Origin of the sequence: Sandarakinorhabdus sp. DWP1-3-1 (genome assembly GCF_049896705.1) — a bacterium.
Taxonomy (GTDB): domain Bacteria; phylum Pseudomonadota; class Alphaproteobacteria; order Sphingomonadales; family Sphingomonadaceae; genus Sandarakinorhabdus.
Window position 1 is genome coordinate 433,230 of the sequence record NZ_JAFCUV010000002.1, and the last position, 20,831, is coordinate 454,060.

Annotated in this window: 23 protein-coding genes; 8 read left to right on the plus strand and 15 right to left on the minus strand. The window is 68.6% G+C overall.

Annotation, left to right across the window (positions count from 1 at the left end; genetic code table 11):
- The first annotated feature begins 37 nt into the window (after positions 1-37).
- Together ACP7AI_RS11530 and ACP7AI_RS11535 are read left to right on the plus strand one after the other, a co-directional pair.
- Positions 38-460 (plus strand): hypothetical protein, encoded by a 423-nt coding sequence (locus ACP7AI_RS11530; RefSeq protein ID WP_426167457.1) that lies wholly within the window; start codon positions 38-40, stop codon positions 458-460.
- 32 nt (positions 461-492) lie between these two features.
- Positions 493-1,182: a TorF family putative porin gene (locus ACP7AI_RS11535; protein ID WP_426167459.1), complete on the plus strand. Its 690-nt coding sequence runs from the start codon at positions 493-495 to the stop codon at positions 1,180-1,182.
- Here ACP7AI_RS11535 and egtD read toward each other — a convergent pair.
- The 5 genes from egtD to gluQRS all read right to left on the minus strand — a co-directional run bounded on the left by egtD (position 1,179) and on the right by gluQRS (position 5,136).
- Positions 1,179-2,156, minus strand: coding sequence for an L-histidine N(alpha)-methyltransferase (gene egtD / locus ACP7AI_RS11540; protein ID WP_426167461.1), 978 nt, complete (start codon positions 2,154-2,156; stop codon positions 1,179-1,181). The genes ACP7AI_RS11535 and egtD overlap by 4 nt on opposite strands.
- A gap of 2 nt (positions 2,157-2,158) precedes the next feature.
- Positions 2,159-3,397 carry an ergothioneine biosynthesis protein EgtB gene (gene egtB, locus ACP7AI_RS11545; RefSeq protein ID WP_426167463.1) on the minus strand — a complete coding sequence of 413 codons (1,239 nt, stop codon included), beginning with the start codon at positions 3,395-3,397 and terminating at the stop codon, positions 2,159-2,161.
- 28 nt (positions 3,398-3,425) lie between these two features.
- Positions 3,426-3,980, minus strand: coding sequence for a cob(I)yrinic acid a,c-diamide adenosyltransferase (locus tag ACP7AI_RS11550; RefSeq protein ID WP_426167465.1), 555 nt, complete (start codon positions 3,978-3,980; stop codon positions 3,426-3,428).
- An 8-nt stretch (positions 3,981-3,988) separates the two neighbouring features.
- On the minus strand, positions 3,989-4,189 hold the full coding sequence (locus ACP7AI_RS11555; RefSeq protein ID WP_426167467.1) for a twin transmembrane helix small protein: 201 nt from the start codon (positions 4,187-4,189) through the stop codon (positions 3,989-3,991).
- 68 nt (positions 4,190-4,257) lie between these two features.
- Positions 4,258-5,136 carry a tRNA glutamyl-Q(34) synthetase GluQRS gene (gene gluQRS, locus ACP7AI_RS11560; protein ID WP_426167469.1) on the minus strand — a complete coding sequence of 293 codons (879 nt, stop codon included), beginning with the start codon at positions 5,134-5,136 and terminating at the stop codon, positions 4,258-4,260.
- Positions 5,137-5,434: 298 nt separating this feature from the next.
- Here gluQRS and ACP7AI_RS11565 point away from each other — a divergent pair, with 298 nt between their 5' ends.
- A complete protein-coding gene (locus tag ACP7AI_RS11565; RefSeq protein WP_426168331.1) occupies positions 5,435-6,001 on the plus strand; it encodes an HNH endonuclease in 567 nt (188 codons plus the stop codon).
- Here ACP7AI_RS11565 and ACP7AI_RS11570 read toward each other — a convergent pair.
- From ACP7AI_RS11570 to ACP7AI_RS11580, 3 genes are read right to left on the minus strand one after another with little or no spacing between them, the layout of a single operon-like run.
- Positions 5,974-6,759 carry a precorrin-2 dehydrogenase/sirohydrochlorin ferrochelatase family protein gene (locus tag ACP7AI_RS11570; RefSeq protein ID WP_426167471.1) on the minus strand — a complete coding sequence of 262 codons (786 nt, stop codon included), beginning with the start codon at positions 6,757-6,759 and terminating at the stop codon, positions 5,974-5,976. The two genes, ACP7AI_RS11565 and ACP7AI_RS11570, sit on opposite strands and share 28 nt — an antisense overlap.
- Positions 6,752-8,173 carry a hypothetical protein gene (locus ACP7AI_RS11575; RefSeq protein WP_426167473.1) on the minus strand — a complete coding sequence of 474 codons (1,422 nt, stop codon included), beginning with the start codon at positions 8,171-8,173 and terminating at the stop codon, positions 6,752-6,754. Before ACP7AI_RS11575 ends, ACP7AI_RS11570 begins: the two co-directional genes overlap by 8 nt.
- A gap of 50 nt (positions 8,174-8,223) precedes the next feature.
- Positions 8,224-8,802 (minus strand): helix-turn-helix domain-containing protein, encoded by a 579-nt coding sequence (locus tag ACP7AI_RS11580; RefSeq protein WP_426167475.1) that lies wholly within the window; start codon positions 8,800-8,802, stop codon positions 8,224-8,226.
- A 59-nt stretch (positions 8,803-8,861) separates the two neighbouring features.
- Between ACP7AI_RS11580 and ACP7AI_RS11585 the strand changes: the two genes are divergently transcribed.
- Positions 8,862-9,878, plus strand: coding sequence for an SDR family oxidoreductase (locus ACP7AI_RS11585; protein ID WP_426168333.1), 1,017 nt, complete (start codon positions 8,862-8,864; stop codon positions 9,876-9,878).
- A 4-nt stretch (positions 9,879-9,882) separates the two neighbouring features.
- Here ACP7AI_RS11585 and pgl read toward each other — a convergent pair whose 3' ends face one another.
- The 3 genes from pgl to dnaK all read right to left on the minus strand — a co-directional run bounded on the left by pgl (position 9,883) and on the right by dnaK (position 13,989).
- The gene (gene pgl / locus ACP7AI_RS11590; RefSeq protein WP_426167477.1) at positions 9,883-10,584 is read right to left on the minus strand and encodes a 6-phosphogluconolactonase; all 702 of its coding nucleotides are present in this window, start codon (positions 10,582-10,584) and stop codon (positions 9,883-9,885) included.
- Between the two features lie 193 nt (positions 10,585-10,777).
- Positions 10,778-11,941 carry a molecular chaperone DnaJ gene (gene dnaJ, locus ACP7AI_RS11595; RefSeq protein WP_426167479.1) on the minus strand — a complete coding sequence of 388 codons (1,164 nt, stop codon included), beginning with the start codon at positions 11,939-11,941 and terminating at the stop codon, positions 10,778-10,780.
- 149 nt (positions 11,942-12,090) lie between these two features.
- A complete protein-coding gene (gene dnaK, locus ACP7AI_RS11600) occupies positions 12,091-13,989 on the minus strand; it encodes a molecular chaperone DnaK (RefSeq protein ID WP_426167481.1) in 1,899 nt (632 codons plus the stop codon).
- Positions 13,990-14,214: 225 nt separating this feature from the next.
- Here dnaK and ACP7AI_RS11605 point away from each other — a divergent pair, with 225 nt between their 5' ends.
- Together ACP7AI_RS11605 and ACP7AI_RS11610 are read left to right on the plus strand one after the other, a co-directional pair.
- The gene (locus ACP7AI_RS11605) at positions 14,215-14,694 is read left to right on the plus strand and encodes a copper chaperone PCu(A)C (protein ID WP_426167483.1); all 480 of its coding nucleotides are present in this window, start codon (positions 14,215-14,217) and stop codon (positions 14,692-14,694) included.
- 242 nt (positions 14,695-14,936) lie between these two features.
- A complete protein-coding gene (locus tag ACP7AI_RS11610) occupies positions 14,937-15,422 on the plus strand; it encodes a vgr related protein (protein WP_426167485.1) in 486 nt (161 codons plus the stop codon).
- On the opposite strand, the gene ACP7AI_RS11615 is transcribed toward ACP7AI_RS11610, so the two are convergent.
- The 3 genes from ACP7AI_RS11615 to ACP7AI_RS11625 all read right to left on the minus strand — a co-directional run bounded on the left by ACP7AI_RS11615 (position 15,419) and on the right by ACP7AI_RS11625 (position 18,210).
- On the minus strand, positions 15,419-16,159 hold the full coding sequence (locus ACP7AI_RS11615; protein ID WP_426167487.1) for a PEPxxWA-CTERM sorting domain-containing protein: 741 nt from the start codon (positions 16,157-16,159) through the stop codon (positions 15,419-15,421). The two genes, ACP7AI_RS11610 and ACP7AI_RS11615, sit on opposite strands and share 4 nt — an antisense overlap.
- Positions 16,160-16,288: 129 nt before the next feature.
- Positions 16,289-17,299 carry an NADP-dependent oxidoreductase gene (locus tag ACP7AI_RS11620; protein ID WP_426167489.1) on the minus strand — a complete coding sequence of 337 codons (1,011 nt, stop codon included), beginning with the start codon at positions 17,297-17,299 and terminating at the stop codon, positions 16,289-16,291.
- On the minus strand, positions 17,296-18,210 hold the full coding sequence (locus ACP7AI_RS11625; RefSeq protein ID WP_426167491.1) for an alpha/beta fold hydrolase: 915 nt from the start codon (positions 18,208-18,210) through the stop codon (positions 17,296-17,298). Before ACP7AI_RS11625 ends, ACP7AI_RS11620 begins: the two co-directional genes overlap by 4 nt.
- A gap of 96 nt (positions 18,211-18,306) precedes the next feature.
- On the opposite strand from ACP7AI_RS11625, the gene ACP7AI_RS11630 reads away from it, so the two are divergent.
- Entirely contained in the window at positions 18,307-18,999 is a 693-nt protein-coding gene (locus ACP7AI_RS11630; protein WP_426167493.1) for a TetR/AcrR family transcriptional regulator, read from the plus strand.
- Between the two features lie 13 nt (positions 19,000-19,012).
- Complete coding sequence (locus tag ACP7AI_RS11635; protein WP_426167495.1) at positions 19,013-20,386, plus strand: protein adenylyltransferase SelO family protein; 1,374 nt, start codon at positions 19,013-19,015, stop codon at positions 20,384-20,386.
- Positions 20,387-20,389: 3 nt separating this feature from the next.
- On the opposite strand, the gene ACP7AI_RS11640 is transcribed toward ACP7AI_RS11635, so the two are convergent.
- Positions 20,390-20,767, minus strand: a complete 378-nt coding sequence (locus ACP7AI_RS11640) for a histidine triad nucleotide-binding protein (protein WP_426167497.1) — start codon at positions 20,765-20,767, stop codon at positions 20,390-20,392.
- Positions 20,768-20,831: the final 64 nt, after the last annotated feature.

Below are 20,831 nucleotides of genomic sequence, written 5' to 3' on the forward strand. Positions count from 1 at the left end.
CAGCAACCCGATCGACATAATCGAAAAGGAGCAGATGATGTCGCTTGCATACCTAACCGCCGCGCTTCTCGCGCAAGGCACCCCCGCCCCCATCGTGCACAGCGTGCCGGCCCGGCCCGGCAGCGCGATCGCCGCCACCTATGAGGCGCGACCGGTGGTCACGACGCGCCAGATCGGCACGGCGGCCGGCACCCGCATGGGCACGATGCGCTGTACCTGGAAGGCGGAGATCGCCGTCGAGCGCCGATTGGCCGGGGCCGGCGTCGTGCGCACGCTGGCACCGACCAGGACCATGAAGGGCAGCCGCCCGGGCGACTGCATCAGCGGCCGCCGCGCCATCGATCGCGACATCGCGGCGCTGGCGCCGGATATCCGCAGCCATATCGAAATGGTTGCCGCGCGGGACCAGCAGGATCTGCGTGCCGAGCTCGAGACCGTATCGCCCAGCGGCGGCCAGTGACAAAAGCCGGGCTGGCTGTCGCCGGCGCACTGTTGGCCACGGCCTTCCCGGCGGCTGCGGCGACGTTCGATATCGAAGCGTCCAGCGACCTGCGACGCCGCGGCATCGGTTGGAGCGACGGGCGCGCGGCGCTGGAAGCCTATGCCTCGGTGCCGATCGCCGGGCCATTGTCGGCCGAGATCGGTGCCGCGACACTGCGCGGCAGCCGCCGTCATGGTGGCGCCGACGCCGCCGCCGATGCGGCGCTGCGCCTGACGACGCGGAGCGGGCCGTGGCAGCTGTGGACCGATGTCGTCGGGCACGGTTTCGCCGGCGGCAGCGGGCCCCTCGATTATGCCGAACTGCGCGCCGGGGCGAGTTTCGGGCTGGGCCCGGCGCAACTGGGCATGCAGGCGGCCTGGGCACCGGCGCAGGGAGCGATCGGCGGCAGCAATGTCTATCTCGGCGCGCGGGCTGCGGTCGGCATTCCGGGCACGCCCTGGACAGTGGCCGCGGGGGCCGGGCGGTCGATGGGGACGTCGGATGGCACCGGGCGTTCGAACCGGTTGCGGCCGGGGGGGGATTACACGGATGTCCGGCTGGACGTCGATCACGTGCGCGGGCCGTTGACGCTCGGGGTCAGCGCGACGGCGACGTCGATCGACCGCGATCGCATCGCCGATCCGGCGGCGGCGGAGGACGTGCGGCCGCGGCTGCTGGTGCGGGCGGCGCTGCGCTTCTAGGGCTGCATCCGGCCGTCGTCGCGCTGCCACAGGTTGAGGCTGAAGCGGCCGTCGGCGTCGGTCCAGTCGGCGACCGGCACCCAGCCCGAGGCACGCGCCATCAGCCGGGCTTCGGGCAGGGTCCATTTGTAGCTGTTTTCGGTGTGGATATGCTCGCCGGCGGCCAGGCTGAAATGTTGCCCGGCCGCCATGAAGCCGGTGTCGCATGCGGCCACCAGGTGCATCTCGATCCGGCCGAGAACGTCATTCCAGACGGCGCGATGAGTGAAATCCTGCGTCTGTACGGTGCCGTCGAGCTCGCGGTTGATGCGGTGGAGCAGGTTGCAGTTGAACGCCGCCGTTACCCCTTGCGCATCGTCATAGGCCGCCTCCAGCGTCGCGCGTGACTTGCCGGGGCCGGGTGCAAGGTCGAGGCCGATGACCAGCCAGCTGCCGTTGCCCAGCGTGGTGGCAAAGCCGCGCAGCAGATCGATCGCCGCGATCGGCGCCAGGTTGCCGAGCGTCGACCCCGGGAAAAAGCCGAGCCGCGGTAGCGCCGCGATGCCACCCGGCAGCTTGAACGGCGCGGTAAAATCGGCGGCCACCGGCAGCACCACCAGGCCGGGGAAATCGGCGGCCAGCGCCGCTGCCGACGCCTGCAGGAATTCCGCCGAGATATCGACCGGCACATAGGCGGCGGGCGCGATGGCGCGCAGCAGCAGCGGTGTCTTCATCGAACTGCCGGAGCCGAATTCGATCACCGCCCGGCCCGGGCCGACGGTCGCGGCGATGTCGGCGGCGTGGCTCTCGAGGATGCCGATCTCGGTGCGCGTCGGGTAATATTCGGGCAGCTCGGTGATCGCCTCGAACAGCTCGGAGCCGGCGCGATCGTAGAAAAAGCGCGCCGGGATGACCTTTTGCGGCTGAGCGAGGCCCGCCAGCACGGCATCGGCGAAATCGCGGGCGTCGTCGTGGACGAGGAGGGGCCGGGCCATGATCAAGCGTCCTTTGCCAGTCGCAGCCCGCTGAATTGCCAGCGCATGTGCGGGTAGAAGAAATTGCGCACGCTGGCGCGCGAACTGCCGCGCGGCGTGGCGCAGCTGGCGCCTTTCAGCACCATCTGGCCGTTCATGAACTTGCCGTTGTACTCGCCGACCGCGCCTTCGGCCGGGCGAAAGCCGGGGTAGGGCAGGAACGCCGAGGCCGTCCATTGCCAGCAATCGCCGAACAAACCGGCACTGCCCAGCGGCTGCACCGGCCCGGAGCGATCGAGCTGGTTGCCGGCGGACGCGTCCTCGCTCGCCGCCGCGACCTCCCATTCCGCCTCGGTCGGCAGGCGCGCCCCCGCCCAGCTGGCAAAGGCATCGGCCTCGTAGAAACTGATATGCGTCACCGGTGCCGCGGGATCGACGGGGCGACGCCCGGACAGGGTGAAGCTCGTCCAGCCGTCATCGCCGTGCCGCCAGCGCAGCGGTGCGGCGATGGCATTTTTCTGCACCCAGGCCCAGCCGTCGGACAGCCACAGCGCCGGATCGGCATAGCCGCCACCGGCGATGAAGGCCGCCCAGTCGCCGTTGCTGACCAGCCGGTCGGCGAGCGCGAACGGCCGGATCAGCACGTCATGCACCGGGCCTTCGCAATCGAAATGAAAGCCGGTGCCAGTATGGCCGATGCGGTGGATGCCGCCGGCGTGCGCGGTCCAGCCATCGCCCTGGCGGGCGGCCGGCACTTCGGACGGCGGAAACAGCGCCGGCTCCATGGGGTTTGCCGCGAACAGGTCGAGGATGTCGGTCAGCAACAGCTCCTGGTGCTGCTGCTCGTGGTTGAGGCCAAGCTCGATCAGCGTGCGCGTCGCCGCGTCGAAGCTATTCCAGGCGCGGTCCATGCCGGCGTCGACATGGGCCCGATAGGCCAGCACGTCCTCGAGGCTGGGCCGCGTGATCAGCCCGCGGCGGTCGCGGGCATGGCGCGCGCCGACGGCCTCGTAATAGCTGTTGAACAGATAGTTGAAGCGATCGTCGAACAGCCGATAGCCCGGGCGACCGGTCAGGATGAAGGTTTCGAGAAACCAGCTGGTGTGCGCCAGGTGCCATTTCGCCGGCGAGGCGTCGGGCATCGACTGGGCACTGGCATCGGCATCGGACAAGGGGTCCGCCAGGCTGACCGCCAGCGACCGCACGGCGCCGAACTGCACGAGCAGCGGGTCGGCAGATCGCGTCGTGGCGATCAATGTCATCGGCCGTCTCCCGCTTGCCGGCGCCGCCTTACCGGTTCGCGCCGGGCACCCACAGCACATCGCCGGTGGCGGAATTTTCCACCCGGCTGAGGACAAACAGATAATCGGACAAACGGTTCAAATATTGCATCGCGGTGTGACCAAGGGTCTCGCCGGCGGCGATCGCCGCTACGCCGTCACGCTCGGCCCGCCGGGTGATGGTGCGCGCCAAGTGCAGCGCCGTCGCCGCCGGGGTTCCGGCGGGCAGGATGAAGCTGGTCAGCGGCGCCAGCGCATCGTTGGCGGCATCGATGCGCGCCTCCAGCCAGTCGACCTGCGCCGGCACGATGCGCAGCGCGCCGTCGATGCCGTCGGGGGTCGCCAGGTCGGCGCCGAGGTCGAACAGGTCGTTCTGGATGCGCCCGAGCGCCAGCGCCGTCGGCGGTGATGCATGCAGCCGCGCCATGCCGATCGCGGCGTTGACCTCGTCGACGGCGCCGACGACGTGCAGCCGCGGATCGGCCTTGGACCGGCGCGAGCCATCGACAAGGCCCGTGGTGCCGTCGTCGCCGGTGCGGGTGTAGATGCGGTTGAGCTTGACCATGGCGGGTTCTAGCCCTGCCGGTTGATCAGGAACAGGATGACGATGAAGACGATCGCCAGCGCCTGGAAGGCGACGCGGTAGCTCATCATCTTGTTGGACTGCTTGCCGGTAATGTCCTTGCCGCGCGCCATGATGATGATGCCGCGGGCGAGGACGCCCAGGGTGGCGAGGGCGGCGACCACCATGAAGATGATGAGCATGGCCTGCATTGGACGATCCTTTGTCGGCAGCGGGTTCGCTCGCACGGTTGCGATGTGCGTGCAAGCGCTGCCTGTGGTCAGAGGTGGGATGGCAGCCCAAATTCGCCAAGCCGCCATGGCGTCGCAGGGGCCGCGCGGGCCGCATCCAGCGCCGACCGGACCGCGGCCGGATCCACGCCGGCGGCGCGCAGCGCGGCGAGCGTCGGCGCGCCGTCGCGCTTGGCCAGCCGCCGGCCCTCGCTGTCGGTGAGCAGCGGGTGGTGGTGATAGCTCGGCGTCGGCAGGCCGAGCAGCGCCTGCAGCAGCCGCTGGACATGGGTCGCCTCGAACAGGTCGGCACCGCGCACGACCTCGGTGACGCTCTGCGCCGCATCGTCGACGACGACGGCGAGATGGTAGCTGACGCCGATCGCCTTGCGGCCGACGACGACATCGCCACCGGCCGCCGGATCGGCGTGCACCGGCCCGGCCTCGCTGTCATGCCACGTCAATGGTCCGGTGATGGCCAGGGCGGCGGCAACGTCGAGCCGCCAGGCAAAGGCTTCGCCGGCCATGCGGCGGCTGCGTTCCGTGTCGGACAGGTGGCGGCAGGTGCCGGGGTAGATGGGGCCGTCGGGGCCATGCGGCGCGCTGGCGGCGGCGGCGATGTCGGCGCGGCTGCAGAAACAGGGATATTCGAGGCCCATCACCCGCAATCGCGCGATGGCCCAGGCATAGACGGCGCCGCGTTCGGACTGGCGCAGCACCGTCCCGTCCCAGTCGAGACCGAGCCAGGCCAGGTCGGCGCGGGCGGCGGCCTCGTGTTCGGGGCGGCAGCGGCTGGTGTCGATGTCCTCGATGCGGAGCAGGAACGTGCCGCCGTTATTCCGGGCGCGGGTCCAGCCGGTATAGGCCGACAGCGCGTTGCCGAGGTGCAGCGGGCCGGTTGGGGAGGGGGCGAAACGGGTGACGTACATTGTTGTCAGACTAGCCAAGGAAGGGGACGCGGGCAAAGTCCGCGCCGTCGGACGGGTTCGTTCGGCGTGGCCGAACGCCCCGCCGGCCGTGCTTGCGCCTGTCGGCGCGCGGCACGCGCGCCGCGGCGCTGCGCAGCACAACATCATGTATTGTCATTTGCCTGCCACACGAAGTGTTGTAGAAGGCGCCAACCACGGATCGGCCGCCCGCAAGCGGCCTTGGGTGCGCAAGCACCTGTGCGACAGGGCCCAGTGGTTGCGGACGGCCATCCCCGGCAACGAGGGAGCGGGCGCGCGCATGTATCACCCCAATGTCCTGTCGCCACCCGATGCGTGCCCGGCACTCGTGCTCAATGCCGACTACACCCCCCTGTCCTATTATCCGCTGTCGCTGTGGCCGTGGCAGACGGCGATCAAGGCGGCGTTCCTCGAGCGCGTCGACATCATCGCCGAATATGACCGGGTCATCCGCTCCCCCAGCTTCGAGATGAAGATCCCGAGCGTCATCGCCTTGCGCCAATATGTGCGCCCGGCGACCCACCCGGCCTTCACCCGGTTCAACCTGTTCCTGCGCGATCGCTTCGCCTGCCAATATTGCGGTGCGCCGAACGACCTGACGTTCGATCACGTCGTGCCGCGCGCCTATGGCGGCCGCACCACCTGGGAGAATGTCACCACCGCCTGTGCGCCGTGCAACCTCAAGAAGGGCGGCCGCACCCCGGCGGAGGCGCACATGGCGCTGCGCCAGCGGCCGTTCCAGCCGGCGACCTACCAGTTGCAGGAAAACGGCCGGGCGTTCCCGCCGCACTATCTCCACGATACCTGGCGCGACTATCTCTACTGGGATACCGAACTGCTGGCCTGACGCAGTATCACCGTCAGCCCTTCCGGCGCCGGATCGGGCAGCGCGGCCAGTCGCACCGCGTCGCGCCGGGCCCGGTCGACGATCGCCGACGGTACGGCACCATCGACGACCAGCGTGTCGCAACGGCCGAGCGCGGCGAGCTGGTTGAGCGTCAATTCCCCCGGATCGGCGCCGGCGACGATGATCGTCCGCACCTCGGTCACCGCCGCCGAGCCGCCGGCGATTGCCGTCGCCACCGCCGCCCCGGTATCGTCGATCGTGCGCAGCGGATCGAGCGGCGCGCCTTCGGCCAGCGCCCGTTCCCACAGCCGGCGCCGGTCCGATACGCCGGGATGTGCTGCGCTCGCCGCAGTCCGCGCCGCGCCGATCGCGGCAGCCAAGGGCCCCAGCGATGCCGGCAGCAGTGCCTCCAGCCGGCCGCGCAGCGCCCGCGACAGGCTCGCCGTGGCGCCGCCGGTCGACACGGCGACGACGACGGGCGACCGGTCGATGATCGCGCCCATCAGGAAATCCGACAGCGCCGGCCGGTCGACGACGTTGACGAGCAGGCCCCGCGCCCGCAGCCGCGCCGCCGCGGCCCGGGCCGCGTCCTCGTCGTCGAGCGCGACGAACGCCAGGATCGGCTGCGTGGCGGCTTCGTCGGTGACGCGGCCCCCGGCCGCCGTTACCAGCCGCGCCTTGGCCGCCGCCGCCTCGCCATCGCCGACGACGATCACGTCGCGACCCGCGACATCGAGAAAGATCGGCAACTTATCCATCGGCGGCGGGAGTCTCCGGCTGATTCCCGACGGCTTCATAGACCACGGCCCAGCGATCGGCATGAATGCGCCGCCAGCCGGCGGCCTGCAACCCGGCAACCAGCGGCGATTCCGGCTGCAGGATCGCCCAGCGAATGTCCCAGCGGCGGGCGGCGGCGGCAAAGGCCGCGCTGTCGCCATTCGCGGCCCGGTCGAAATCGCGGACGAAGTCGTCGCCATACATGTCGGCCCGGCCGTCGATGAAGGGTCGGATCCCGGCAAAGATCAGGCTGCCGCCGAAGTTGTATTCGTTGAAGACCGCGGCGCGGCGCAGCGCCGGCGAGACGGCGGCGATCGCCGCGGCCGGGTTGTTGATGCTGTCTGTCCGCGGCATCGGCAGTGCCAGCCGCGCCGCCAGCACGGCGACGACGCCGGCCAGCACGGCGATGGAGAGCGGGCGCGCGGCAGGCGTCGCCGCCGGGGGCGCGCCGCCCAGACGCGCGGCGATCGGCCGGATCAGCAGCAATGACCCGACGATGCCCAGCACCGCCTGGTGCCGGACATGCGCGAACGCCATCCAGACCAGCACCAGCAGCAGCACCGTCCTGACCGGCGAAAGCCGCACGCGGTTCCACAGCAGCACGCCGACCGTCAGCGCGAGCGGGATCGTGAAGGTGAGGTCGCGCACCAGCGAGGTCGGCCGCCATTCGATGATCAGGTGAAGCGTCGACATGCCGCTGACCTGCAACGGAAACAGCAGGCCCTCGAGGCCGTTCGGGGTGACCATCGCGGCGATGGTCGCCGCGATGCCGAAGGACGCCCAGCCGGCAAGCATGGCGCCGCGCCGCGCTGCGGCCAGCACGGCCTCCAGCGCGAATGGCCCGATCAGGACCAGGCCGAGCAGGAAGCTGCCGTGCATGTTTGCCCACACAAGCATGATGACGGCGGCGGCAAGGGGCGGCGCGCGGCCGGCCTCGCTGGCGCGCATGAGCAGCAGCGTCCAGGCGGCGAGGATCGGCCAGGCGAGCAGGTGCGGGCGCGCCAGCACAAAGGGCGCCAGCACGATCGCCACCAGCAGCATCGCGATCAAGGCCCGCGTCGGCGGCAGCCAACGGCTGAATTCGCGTCCCAGAACGAGGCACAGGCCGGCCGCCGCGGCACTGGACAGCACGGCAAGCCCGGCCCAGCCGCCCGTCCGGAAGGCGAGTTGCATCGCCACCTCGGCGAGCCATTCATGGGTGACCCAGGGTGCTCCCGGCCGCGTGAAGCTGAACGGGTCGGTGACCGGCACGGTGCCCGTGGCCAGAATCAGCCGGCCGGTGGCGAGGTGCCAGCCGGTATCGCCGTCGTGGAACAACTGCTGCTGGAAACACAGACCAGCGAAAACGATGGCGGCGAACGCCGCGGGCACGATCATCGGCGGCGCGGACGGCATGCCGTCCGGCGTCGCGCCGTGTATGGAATCCTCCGCCTGCAACGCCGACCTCAATGCGGGGCGTTGCCACCGGCCAGGCTGGCGGCCACCATTGCCGCAAGACGGCGGACATCGCCGACATAGGTCGCCTCGTCCAGCCCGGCGTGCTTCAGGCCATTGGCGGCGTTGGCGACCAGACGGGCGGTGGCTTCGGCATCGGCGTCCCCGGCGGCGCCGAGGCGGTCGGCGACCAGCCTGGCAAAGCGGACGGCGACATCGCGGTGCAGGTCGCCGGCGAGCGCTTCCGCCTCGGCGAGGATCTCGGCGGCGTGTGGGGTTGCGGCGAACAGCTGATGGATCGGCAGGTCCTTGGCGAGGATCGCCGCGGCCAGGCCCTCGCCGGGCGCCATGCCGTCGGGCCAGGCCGCCTCGGCACCCGACATCGCGCCCGACAACAGCACGTCGATCAGGGCGCGGAACACCGCCACCTTGTTGGCAAAGACGAGGTAGAGCGACGGTCGCGAGACCCCGGCCTCGGCGGCGATGTCGGCCATGGCGGTGCGCCGGTAGCCGAAGCGCGAGAATGCCTTGAGCGCGGCGGCCACTACCGCATAACGGCGCTCGACATCGGTTGACAGTTCAGACGCCATTTGTCATCCTGATACCAGACGCTGGGAGGTGTCGCCAGCGTGAAATTTCGGGGGTGAATATGTCCAAGGGCGTGGTGCTCGTTACGGGCGCATCCGGTTATATCGCCGGTTTCATCATTAAACAGCTTTTAACTGACGGCTGGACAGTGCGCGGCACGATCCGCAATCTCGCCCGCGCCGATGCCGTGCGAGCCTCGCTCGGCGCGCCCGACCTGCAGCTGTTCGCCGCCGACCTGTCGCGCGACGACGGCTGGGAAGAGGCCGTCGCCGGCTGCGACTATGTCCAGCATATCGCCTCGCCGATCCCCGATCGCGAGCCGAAGGACGAGCAGGACCTGATCCGCCCGGCGCGTGAGGGTGCCCTCCGCGCGCTCGCCGCGGCCAAGGGCGCCGGGGTCAAGCGGGTCGTCATGACGTCGTCGATGGCAGCGATCGCCTATGGCCATCCGGAGCCGCGGCCGGTGTTCGACGAAAGCCATTGGACCGACCCGACCAACCCCGACACTTATGCCTATATCCGGTCGAAGACCTTTGCCGAGCGGGCGGCGCGCGACTTTATGGCGCGCTATGGCATCGGCATGGAGTTCGTCACCATCAACCCGTCGGCGGTGCTGGGGCCGGTGCTCGGCGGCGACTTTTCGCCCTCGCTGGAGGTGGTGAAGAAGCTCCTCGACGGTGCCCTGCCGGGCCTGCCGCGGCTGGGTTTCGCCGTGGTCGATGTCCGCGACGTCGCCGACCTGCATGTTCGCGCCATGACCGCGCCGGGCATGAACAACGAGCGCTTCATCGCCGCCGGCAAGTTCATGTGGATGCGTGACGTCGCCGACGTGCTGAAGATCCGGCTCGGCGACAAGGCCAAGCACGTCCCGACGCGCGGCCTGCCCGACTGGCTGCTGCGCATCGCGGCGCGATTCGACCCCACGGTCCGCATGGTCGTGCCCGAACTCGGCAAGGTCCGCGAATGCACCTCGGCACACGCCAGGGCCGTGCTCGGCTGGACACCGCGGCCGGAGGAAGAAACCATCGTCGACTGCGCGGAAAGCCTGATCGCCCACCATCTCGTGAAGGGCAGTTAGGGCCTCACGCGCACCAGTGGATGTCGATGTCCATGTCGAGGTCGGCGAGCAGCCGCCCGATCGGCAGGTTGCTCGCGGCGCCGTCCTTGATGGCCTTTTCGACGAGCTTGCGCTTGTCCTTGCCGGTCAGCACCAGCGTCACGACGCGGGCGGAGACCAGCGCCGACTTGGTCAGCGTGACCCGGTTGACCGGCATGTTGGCCGGCATCGGATCGGGGCGGACGCCCATGGCGCGGCGCACCTTGGGGCCGTTCAGCGCGCCGTCGTAATCGGGGCCGGGGAAGATCGACGCGACATGGCCGTCGGCGCCGACGCCGAGCCAGGCAAGGTCGAGCGGCCATTCGAGATCGGCGAGGCGCTCGTCGGCCGCGCGGCCTGCCGCCTGGGGATCGGTCTCGCCGGCGCTGAGCGGCACGACCCGCGCCTTTTTCGGCAGGAACATGCGGGCCAGCATGCCGACGTTGGAACGCGGGTCGGTCGGTGCCACCAGCCGGTCGTCGGTCGGCACGATCGTCACGTCGGCCCATTCGAGCTTGCGCGCGGCGAGCAGCTCCAGCGCCGGCTTCGGCGTCTCGCCGCCCGGGAAGGCCACGATGGCGCGGCCGCGCGCCTCCAGAGCCTGTTCGACGATGAAGCCGACATCGCCGGCCACAGCCTCGGCGAGTTCGTCGGCATCGTCATAGTCCCACCATTCGGCGTCGATCATCTTTGGCTCCGGAAATTTGAAGGGCGCGCTTTGGCACAGATGGGCGAGGAGGTCACCCCTCTCCCGCTTGCGGAGAGGCGACTCACGCGCCAGCGCGGCGGGTGAGGGTGCTGCCTCGCACAGACGCCAGGACACCACCCTCACCCGGGTCGGCTTCGCCGTCTCTCGCCTCTCCCGCAGGCGGGAGAGGGTATCAGTCGGTGAGTTCGTTCCAGGCGTCCTTGAGCTTGTCGAAGAACCCGGACTGGCGGGGGTTGTTCTTGCCGCCCTCTTCTGCCTCCAGCGTCTGGAATTCCTCCAGCAGCTCGCGCTGGCGCTTGGTCAGCTTGACCGGCGTCTCGACCTCGACCTGGACAACCAGGTCGCCAAAGCCGCCACCGGCGGCGCCGCCGTTCAGCGCCGGCATGCCGCGGCCGCGCACGCGGAATTGCTTGCCGGTCTGGGTGCCGTGCGGGATGCGGACGACGGCGGCCTCCTTGTCGAGAGCGGGAACCTCGATCTCGCCGCCAAGCGCTGCCGTGGTGAAGCAGATCGGCGCGACGGCGAACAGCGTGGTGCCCTCGCGCTTGAACAGCTTGTGCGCCTTCAGATGGACGAAGATGTACAGGTCGCCGGCCGGGCCGCCGCGCGATCCGGCCTCGCCTTCGCCGGCGACGCGGATGCGGGTGCCGTCATCGACGCCACGCGGCACGTTGACGTTCATCGTCTTCTGTTTTTCGACGCGGCCGGCGCCGTGGCAGGTGTCGCACGGGTCGGCGATGACCTGGCCGGTGCCCTGGCAGGCGGGGCAGGTCCGTTCGACGGCGAACAGGCCCTGGCGCATGGCGACGCGGCCCTGGCCGCCGCAGGTCGAGCAGGTGCGGGCCGAAGTGCCGGGCTTGGCGCCGCTGCCGGCGCAGGGCTCGCAGGCGGCGGCAACCTCGATGGTCAGCGTCGCTTCCTTGCCGGTGAACGCCTCCTCGAGCGTCATCTCGAGGTCGTAGCGCAGGTCCTGGCCGCGCGTCGCACCACCGCGGCCGCGCTGCTGGCGCCCACCGCCCATGAATTCGCCGAAAATGTTTTCGAAGATGTCGGAAAAGCCGCCGAAGTCCTGGGCGCCGCCGAAGCCACCGCCGCCGCCGCCTTGGCTGGTGAAAGCAGCATGGCCGTAGCGGTCGTACGCCGCGCGCTTCTGCGGGTCCTTCAGCACGTCATAGGCTTCGCTGATCGCCTTGAAGCGCTGCTCGGCTGCGGCGTCACCCGGGTTCTTGTCCGGGTGCCACTTCATCGCCAGCCGGCGATACGAGGATTTCAGCGTCGATTCATCGGCGCCGCGCTGGCATTCCAGCAGCTCGTAATAATCGATTTCGGTGCTCATCTTGCCAATCTGCTCCCCTCCCGGTTGACGAAGGCGTCGCCTTCGGCTGCGGGAGGGGCTGGAGTGGGGGAGCGCTTCGGAAAGCGCGATACCCCACCCTGACGGACTCCCCACCCCCGACCCCTCCCGCACGCGGGAGGGGAGTTAGATCACTTCTTGTCGTCCTCGACATCCGAGAATTCGGCGTCGACGACATTGTCGTCCTTCGGCGCTTCCGCCTCGGGCGATGCCGCCTTGGCTTGTTCGGCGGAATAGATCGCCTCGCCCAGCTTCATCGCGGCATTCGACAGCGTCGTCGTCTTCGTCGTCAGCGCGTCGGGGTCGCCGCCGTCGAGGATGCCCTTCAGGTCGGCAACCGCCGTCTCGATCTCGGCCTTCACATCGGCGCCGACCTTGTCACCATGTTCGGCGAGCTGGCGCTCGGTCGAATGGATCAGCGAGTCGGCCTGGTTACGGGCCTCGGCGACGGCGCGGCGCTTTTTGTCTTCCTCGGCGAACTTCTCGGCGTCCTTGACCATCTGCTCGATGTCGTCCTTGGACAGGCCACCCGACGGCTGGATGCGGATCTGCTGCTCCTTGCCGGTGCCCTTGTCCTTGGCATTGACGCTGACGAGGCCGTTGGCGTCGATGTCGAAGGTGACCTCGATCTGCGGGATGCCGCGCGGTGCCGCCGGAATGCCGACCAGGTCGAACTGGCCGAGCATCTTGTTGTCCGCCGCCATCTCGCGCTCACCCTGGAAGACGCGGATCGTCACGGCCGACTGGTTGTCGTCGGCGGTCGAATAGGTCTGCGACTTCTTGGTCGGGATCGTCGTGTTGCGGTCGATCATGCGGGTGAACACGCCGCCCAGCGTCTCGATGCCGAGGCTCAGCGGGGTGACATCGAGCAGCAGCACGTCCTTGACATCGCCCTGCAGCACGCCGGCCTGGATGGCGGCGCCCATGGCAACGACTTCATCGGGGTTGACCGAGGTGTTGGGCTCCTTGCCGAACAGTTCCTTCACGAACTGGCGGACGCGCGGCATGCGGGTCATGCCGCCGACGAGGATGACTTCGTCGATGTCGCTGGCCTTGACGCCGGCTTCCTTGATCGCATCGAGGCACGGCTTGCGGGTGCGCTCGATGAGGTCGAGGACCAGCTTTTCGAGGTCGGTGCGGGTGATCGTCTTGACGAGGTGCTTCGGCCCCGTGGCGTCGGCCGTGATGAACGGCAAATTGACCTCGGTCGAGGCCGACGACGACAGCTCGATCTTGGCCTTTTCGGCGCCTTCCTTCAGGCGCTGCAGGGCCAGCTTGTCCTTGGTCAGGTCGATGCCTTCGGCCTTCTTGAAGTCCGACGACAGGAATTCGACCAGCTTGGCGTCGAAATCCTCACCGCCCAGGAAGGTATCGCCCGACGTCGACTTCACTTCGAAGACGCCATCACCCAGTTCAAGCACGGACACGTCGAAGGTGCCGCCGCCAAGGTCATAGACGGCGACGGTCTTGGCATCGTTGCGCTTGTCGAGGCCATAGGCCAGCGCCGCGGCGGTCGGCTCGTTGATGATGCGCAGAACTTCGAGGCCGGCGATCTTGCCGGCGTCCTTGGTGGCCTGGCGCTGGGCGTCGTTGAAGTAGGCAGGCACGGTGATGACGGCCTGGGTGACGGTCTCGCCCAAATACGCCTCGGCGGTTTCCTTCATCTTCTGAAGGATGAAGGCGGAAACCTGCGAGGGCGAATAATCCTGGCCGCCGGCCTGAACCCAGGCGTCGCCATTGCCGCCCTTGACGATCTTGTACGGAACGAGCGCCATGTCCTTCTGGGTCATCGGATCGTTGAAGCCGCGACCGATCAGGCGCTTGACCGCGAATACGGTATTCTCGGGATTGGTCACCGCCTGGCGCTTGGCCGGCTGGCCGACGAGGCGCTCCCCATCCTTGGTGAAGGCGACCTGCGACGGCGTCGTGCGCGCGCCTTCGGCATTCTCCACGACCTTGGGGGCCGACCCTTCCATGACCGCGACGCAGCTGTTGGTGGTGCCGAGGTCGATACCGATGACTTTTGCCATGATGTTCGTTCCGTCCTTTGTTCGGGCCCGTGCGATGGCACCCCGAAGCGGCGCCGTCCATCGTCCCTGGTGTTGATGCCCTGCTGTCAAATAATGGCCGTGCAGGCCCGTTCAATAGTGGTGGCGCATTTAGGTATGCGGAGATTGTAACGCAAGCCGATGACATCGGCCGGCGGGCTTCCTAAATGCCAGGCCGAAACGCTCCTCGATCACAAAGGCCCGTCCATGCGCACCCCCATCGCCTATGCCCTGCTGGCCTTTGCCGCTCCCGGCCTTGCGGCACCGGCCCGGCAGGCGACGACGACGGCGCCGGTGAAGGAAGCCTGGGACAAGACGGCACCACGCGCGACCGCGGCGACGGTGCGCCTCAACCCGGTGCCGGGGCGGCCATCGGCAGGGTATCTGACCATCACCGGCGGCGGCCAGCCCGACCGGCTGATCGGCGCGACGGCGCCCGGCGCGCGCATCGAGATGCACAGCATGACAATGGCCGGCGGGATCATGTCGATGGCCAAGCTCGACGCCGTGCCGGTGCCGGCCGGGGCGGCGGTGAGTTTTGCGCCCGGCGGCAATCACCTGATGATCTTTGGCCTGTCCGCCCCGATCAAGACGCTGCCGATCACGCTGGCGTTCGGCAGCGGGAAAAAGGTGACCGTGACCGCCAAGGTCCAGCCTGTCGGCGATGCGGCTCATGCCGGACACTAGGGTCAGGACCTGTTAAATCCATGGCCCGTCATGAGGCAGAGCGGCAAAATGGCTAGGAGAGCGTGCGCAGGCGGGGCTTCGCCCCCGGCAAGCGCGTTCGACGACGCCATTTTGCCACTCTGCCTCACCCAACGGGCGCTTCGAGGCAGCCCGCCACAGCGCTCGCTTCGCTTGGACGCACCTGAAAGGTGCGCCACTGCGCTCACTCACTCGTGGTGGGCTGCCTCGAAGCGTGCCGGGCCATGGATTTAGCAGGTCCTGACCCTCGGCCGCGCATTCGGCCGCTGACGGCGGCCGAACGCGCGCTGGCGGCATCGGTATTCGGCAACAGCCTCGATCTCGACGCCGTCACCATCCGCAATGCAAAATTCTGGATGTTTCACCCCTGGTGGGTGACGATGGCGCCCGACGGCCATATTTGGTGCCACCCCAACGGCTATAACTGGTGTGCCGACTATGCCGCCCAGCCGCTCGGCATGCGGGCGCATTTCATCCACGAGATGACTCATGTCTGGCAGCGCCAGCAGGGGGTTAACCTGATCCTGCGGCGGCCGCCGCTGGCGCGGTACGGCTATGTGCTGGCGCCGGGCAAGCCGTTCCGCCGCTATGGCATCGAGCAGCAGGCCTGCATCGTCGCCGATGCCTATTGCTTGCGCGAAGGGGCTCGGCTGCCGGGCAAGGCGCTGCCCGACTATGCCGCGCTGCTGCCGTTCGGGACCTGGACCTAGGCAGCGATGCGCGCGACGGCCGTCCGGCGGCGGCGCTGCATGGCGCCGACGAGGCCGAAGCCGGCGATCAGCAACGCCCAGCTGGCAGGTTCCGGCACGACGGCGGCGGAGATCGTGTCGAGGCGGTAGCCCTGGCCGAAGTCGCCGTTGAATAGCACATCGCCGCCGGCGCGGGTGGTCAGCACATATTGCTGGAAGCGGCTGAGCGGCGTGTTGAAGGTCAGCGCCGAGGTGCCGCCGACATTGGCGGAGATGGTGCCGGTGTTGACGGCGGTGGCAAGGCCGTCGAGGCCGCCGGCGATGGTGCCGCCGAAGCCGAGAGACACCAGAGCGCCACCGGCGCCGACGCCGTAAAGCTGCATCGTGTCATTGAGATCGACCACCGACAGCCTGATGCCGGTCAGGCTGAGCAGCCGATCCGAGGTGATGATGAAGGCTTCGCGCGGCTGGCCCGACGTGGCGTTGGTATCGAGCTGGGTGTTGGCACCGCCGACGACGCCGATGCTCGACGAAATCCGATCGATGGTGCGCAGCGTCGACAGCTGGGAGATGTTGGTCAGCGTCGATGGCGCCGCGGTGAAGCCACGGGCCACGACGGTCAGCGTCGCTTCGCCGGCGACGGTCTTCGTCAACGACGCCAGCGTGGCGTTGGCGCCACCGAAGGTCCAAGTAGCCGCCGTGGCGGGGCTGGCGATAATCGGCAGGGCGACGGCAAGCGCGGCGAGAAGGCGGGACATGAATGGTTTCCTCAGGCGAAGTAACGGTCGGTTGTTACCGACTCGTAACCAAAGCCTGTGATAAACGCAATCCTAACATATGGTAAACGCGCACCGTCCGGCGGTTTATGCTCGGCGCTCGCCGGCCCGTCAGGGCGGCGTCACCTCCACCAGCAGCTTGCCGAAATTGCCGCCGGTATAAAGGTCCTTCACCGCGGTGGCGGCATTCTCCAGCCCGGGGCGGATGTCCTGCCGGGTCTTCAGCCTGCCCTCCAGCATCCAGCCGAGCATCGCCTGGCCGGATTCGGCGAAACGGCTGGCGAAATCGGTGACGATGAAACCGCGGATGGTCAGCCGGCGCATCAGGATCATCGTCCAGAACCCCGGCGGCTCCGATGCCTCGGTGGCGTTGTAGCTGCTGATCATGCCGCACAGCGCGACGCGGCCGAACAGCTTCATGCGCTTCAGCACCTGCACCATGATGTCGCCGCCGACATGTTCGAAATTGATGTCGATGCCATCGGGCGCCAGCCGGTCGAGCTCGGCGCCGACGTCCTGCGATTTATAGTCGATGCAGGCATCGAAGCCGAGTTCGTCGACGACATAGTCGCATTTCGCCTTGCCGCCGGCGATGCCGATGACGCGCAGTCCCTTGATCTTGCCGATCTGCCCGACGATCTGCCCGACGCCGCCGGCCGCGGCCGACACCACCAGCGTCTCGCCCGGCTTGGGCTGGCCGATGTCCATCAGCCCGAAATAGGCGGTCGGGCCGACGAGGCCGAGCGTGCCGAAGGCAGCGGCCAGGGGCACGCCCGGAATCTCCGGCAGCCGGCTCAGCCCGGTGCCGTCGGTGACCATCACATCGGCCCATTCGCCAAGGCCGGCATAAAGGTCGCCAGGGTTGACCCCGTCCTTGCGGCTTTCGACGACGCGACCGCAGACGCCGCCGCGCATCGGGGCGCCGACCTCGACCGGCGGCATGTACTGTTCCTGGTCGCTCATCCAGATGCGGTTGGTCGGATCGAGCGACAGATAGGTGACGCGCAGCGAAAACTGGCCGTCGGCCAGCGCCGGCAGCGCCTCCGCGCCGTAAACCAGGTCGCCGTCGGCGATATCGCCGACCGGGCGCCGCGCCAGCCGCCAGACATTACGATCCGTCATGTCGTCTCTCCCCTCAGTACCCGGTCCAGCCAGGCGTCGACGGCCTTGCCGGCCACCGGCTCGTCCAGAGTCGGAGCATGGCCGACGCCGGGCACGTTCACCACTGTCATCTCCGGCAGTCGCCGCGCCATCTCGGCCTGCGTCTCCCGGCTCAGCACATCCGACAAGGCGCCGCGCAGGCTGAGCACCGGCACGCCCTGCAGCGCGTCGAAGGCGGTCCACAGGTCGGCGCCGGCATCGCCATTGGGCAGGCGGAACGCCTCGGCGATGCGTGGGTCGTAATCGAAGACGATGCGCCCCGCCGGGTTCAACTTGCACAGCCGCTTGGCAAAGCCCAGCCAGTCGCGCAGCGTCCAGCCGGGATAGATGTCGGCATTGCGCGCCGCCAGGTCGCGCGCCGCATGGACCCAGGTCGGCCAGTTGGCCTGGCGCCCGACATTGGCGCGCATCCGGCGCAGCCCGTCGGGCTCGATGACCGGGCCGATGTCGTTGAGGATGGCGCCGGCGATGCGGGCGCGATGGCCGATGGTCAGCAGCATCGCCAGCACGCCGCCGACCGACGATCCGATGGCGATGAAGCGATCGATGCCGGCCGCGGCGATCAACAGGCCGAGATCATGGAGGTAGGACAGCGGCACATAGCTGAGCGAATCGCGCGGCCAGGCCGAATCGCCGCGGCCACGCAGGTCGACGGCGATGACGCGCCAGCGGCCGCCATGGCGCGCGCCGAGCGCTTCGAAATCGGCGGTGGTGCGGGTGAGGCCCGGGATGCACAGCAGCGCCGGGCGATCGGCGGGCACGTCGGGGCCGGCGGGCAGCTCGCGCCAGTGCAGCCGCAGGCCGTCATCGGACCAGTAATAGCCGTCGATCCATTCGGGGGCGGTCGCGGGCGATGTTGCTGTCCGGCCCAACACGCGCCTCCCGCCCGCTCGAGTGATGTTTTGACTCAGACTCAGCTGGCGCGCTATAAGCATGCCTCCCGGGGGGGATAAGGAAGATCATCGGCAGTGGCAACGCGCGCAATCGATTCACGCATCGTTGATTCAGGCAAGGCCGGGAAGGCCGGCACCCGCGCCGACACGCGCATCGACGCTCGTGCCCGGCGCTACGATCCCGCCGAAACCAAGCAGCGCGTGCTGACCGCCGCCAACATGCTGTTCTCGACCAAGGGATTTTCCGCCACCGGCACCGCCGACATCGCTCGGGAAGCCGATGTCTCGGAAGGGTCGATCTTCTATCATTTCGGCTCCAAGAAGGCGCTGCTCGCCGAACTGGGTGCCCGCTATGGCCAGACCATGATCGAGGCAATGCAGGGCGACGACAAGCTGGAGGACCTGGAACCCGGCATCATCATCCCCCGCGTGTTCGAATTCTGCCGCACCAGCAATTTGTGGGAAGGCATCACCGGCAGCGAGTGCGAAGTCGGCAAGCCGGCGATGGTCAAGAACCCGGAGGCGGAGCCGTTCTACCACGCCGCCAAGGCGACGACGACCGAATGGATCCACCGCCAGATGACCCTCGCCATGGCCAGGCGCGGCATTACGGACGTTGATATCGAGATTGCCGCCTCGTTCACCCACCATATCGTCGGCGACGCGATCGAGCGTATCCTGACCGCGACGTCCCCCGAGGACGCCGCCCGGGTCGAGCGCGAGACCGTCCGCTTCGTCCGCGCCGCCTGCAACTATCCCACGGCCTGACCGTTCGTCCCGGGTGAGCGAATTCCACCCGGCGACGACGATTCTCGAGCTCGGTCCCGAATTCTACGATCCCGTTCGCCCGGCCGCCTTTCCGCAGACCATCCTGCGCTTCCGCAACGATCGCGCCGCGGCGGAGATCGGCCTCGACGGGCTGTCCGACGCCGAGTGGCTGGCGCATTTCGGGCGGTTCCAGCCGCTGCCCGGCAGCCTCGAAACGCCGCTGGCGCTGCGCTATCACGGCCACCAGTTCCGCACCTATAATCCCGATCTCGGTGACGGCCGCGGCTTCCTGTTTGCCCAAGGCTTCGACGATCGCGGCCGGCTGATGGACCTCGGCACCAAGGGTAGCGGCCAGACGCCGTGGAGCCGCGCCGGCGACGGCCGCCTGACGCTGAAGGGCGCCGTCCGCGAAATCCTCGCCACCGAAATGCTGGAGGCGCTCGGCCTCCTGACATCCCGGACATTTTCCGTCATCGAGACAGGGGAGGAACTGCAGCGGAGCGACGAACCCTCGCCCACCCGCGGCGCCGTGCTCGTCCGGCTCAATCACAGCCATGTCCGCTACGGCAGTTTCCAGCGCCAGGCCTATCTCCAGGATGCCGACGCCCTCAACCGGCTGGTCGGCTATGCGCTGCGCCATTTCGCGCCGGACGCCAGCGGCCCCTCGCCGGCGGCGGCGCTGCTCGATCATGTCGTCACCACCGGCAGCCGGCTGGCGGCGCAGTTCATGGTGGCGGGCTTCGTCCATGGCGTGCTCAACACCGACAATATCAACATAACCGGCGAATCCTTCGACTATGGCCCCTGGCGCTTCGCCCCGGCGTGGGACCCCGATTTCACCGCCGCCTATTTCGACCATCACGGCCTCTACAGCTTCGGCCGCCAGGCCGAGGCGCTGCAGTGGAACGCCTTTCAACTCGCCGGCGCCCTCCGCCTGATCGCCCCGCTGGAGGAACTGCGCCCGGCGCTGGAGGCCTTCCCCGATCGCTACCAGGCGGCGCTGGTCACCGCGATGCTCGCCCGCCTCGGCGTCGCCTCCGGTCCCGACGACACCGGCCTTGTCCGCGCCATCGAAACCGCGCTGACCACCAGCCGTATGAACCCCGATCGCTTCTGGTTCGACTGGCGCGGCGGCACCCGACGCGGCGCCTCACCCGCCGATGCCATCTATGACGGCGACGCCTTTGCCGCCTTCCGCGCCATCGTCCCCGCCTATGCCGGCCCCCCGCCGAGCCACGAATACTGGTCCGACGCCGAACCCTGCACGATGCTCATCGACGAGGTCGAGGCGATCTGGGCCCCGATCGCCGCCGCCGACGACTGGAGCGCGCTGCACGCCAAGATCGCCGCCATCCGCCGCATGGGCGAAGCCCATTCAACGTCTTAGGGGCTAGCGCGGCAGCATCGCCCCCATCTGCCGCCCGCCAAAGATATGGACGTGCAGGTGCGGCACCTCCTGATGGGCATGGACCCCGGCATTGGCGAGCAGCCGATAGCCCGGCTCCTCCAGCCCCAGGTCGCGCGCCACCTGGCCGACGGCGCGCACGAACCCGGCGATCTCCGCGTCCGTGGCCCTGGCCGAAAAATCCGCCCAGCTGATATAAGGTCCGCGGGGGATCACCAGCACATGCACCGGCGCCTGCGGATTGATGTCGTGGAACGCCACGGCAAACGCGTCCTCGTAAATACGCTGCGACGGAATCTCGCCGCGCAAGATGCGGGCAAAGATGTTGCCGTCGTCATAATCCCCGGTCGCCGCCACTGGCATCGCCTCGCCCCTTTTGCCGTCCAGCCTTCGCCGCAAATCCAACGAAAGTCTCGAAAGTCACTCA

Coding starts and splice junctions, on each gene's coding strand:
- ACP7AI_RS11550 (WP_426167465.1), bottom strand. CDS start 3,980: ATGGTCAAGCTCAACCGCATCTACACCCGCACCGGCGACGACGGCACC.
- ACP7AI_RS11640 (WP_426167497.1), bottom strand. CDS start 20,767: ATGCCAGTGGCGGCGACCGGGGATTATGACGACGGCAACATCTTTGCC.
- ACP7AI_RS11565 (WP_426168331.1), top strand. CDS start 5,435: ATGTATCACCCCAATGTCCTGTCGCCACCCGATGCGTGCCCGGCACTC.
- dnaJ (WP_426167479.1), bottom strand. CDS start 11,941: ATGAGCACCGAAATCGATTATTACGAGCTGCTGGAATGCCAGCGCGGC.
- dnaK (WP_426167481.1), bottom strand. CDS start 13,989: ATGGCAAAAGTCATCGGTATCGACCTCGGCACCACCAACAGCTGCGTC.
- ACP7AI_RS11530 (WP_426167457.1), top strand. CDS start 38: ATGTCGCTTGCATACCTAACCGCCGCGCTTCTCGCGCAAGGCACCCCC.
- ACP7AI_RS11610 (WP_426167485.1), top strand. CDS start 14,937: ATGGATTTAGCAGGTCCTGACCCTCGGCCGCGCATTCGGCCGCTGACG.
- egtD (WP_426167461.1), bottom strand. CDS start 2,156: ATGGCCCGGCCCCTCCTCGTCCACGACGACGCCCGCGATTTCGCCGAT.
- ACP7AI_RS11570 (WP_426167471.1), bottom strand. CDS start 6,759: ATGGATAAGTTGCCGATCTTTCTCGATGTCGCGGGTCGCGACGTGATC.
- egtB (WP_426167463.1), bottom strand. CDS start 3,397: ATGACATTGATCGCCACGACGCGATCTGCCGACCCGCTGCTCGTGCAG.
- pgl (WP_426167477.1), bottom strand. CDS start 10,584: ATGATCGACGCCGAATGGTGGGACTATGACGATGCCGACGAACTCGCC.
- ACP7AI_RS11575 (WP_426167473.1), bottom strand. CDS start 8,173: ATGCCGTCCGCGCCGCCGATGATCGTGCCCGCGGCGTTCGCCGCCATC.
- ACP7AI_RS11605 (WP_426167483.1), top strand. CDS start 14,215: ATGCGCACCCCCATCGCCTATGCCCTGCTGGCCTTTGCCGCTCCCGGC.
- ACP7AI_RS11555 (WP_426167467.1), bottom strand. CDS start 4,189: ATGCAGGCCATGCTCATCATCTTCATGGTGGTCGCCGCCCTCGCCACC.
- ACP7AI_RS11615 (WP_426167487.1), bottom strand. CDS start 16,159: ATGTCCCGCCTTCTCGCCGCGCTTGCCGTCGCCCTGCCGATTATCGCC.
- ACP7AI_RS11580 (WP_426167475.1), bottom strand. CDS start 8,802: ATGGCGTCTGAACTGTCAACCGATGTCGAGCGCCGTTATGCGGTAGTG.
- ACP7AI_RS11585 (WP_426168333.1), top strand. CDS start 8,862: ATGTCCAAGGGCGTGGTGCTCGTTACGGGCGCATCCGGTTATATCGCC.
- ACP7AI_RS11620 (WP_426167489.1), bottom strand. CDS start 17,299: ATGACGGATCGTAATGTCTGGCGGCTGGCGCGGCGCCCGGTCGGCGAT.
- gluQRS (WP_426167469.1), bottom strand. CDS start 5,136: ATGTACGTCACCCGTTTCGCCCCCTCCCCAACCGGCCCGCTGCACCTC.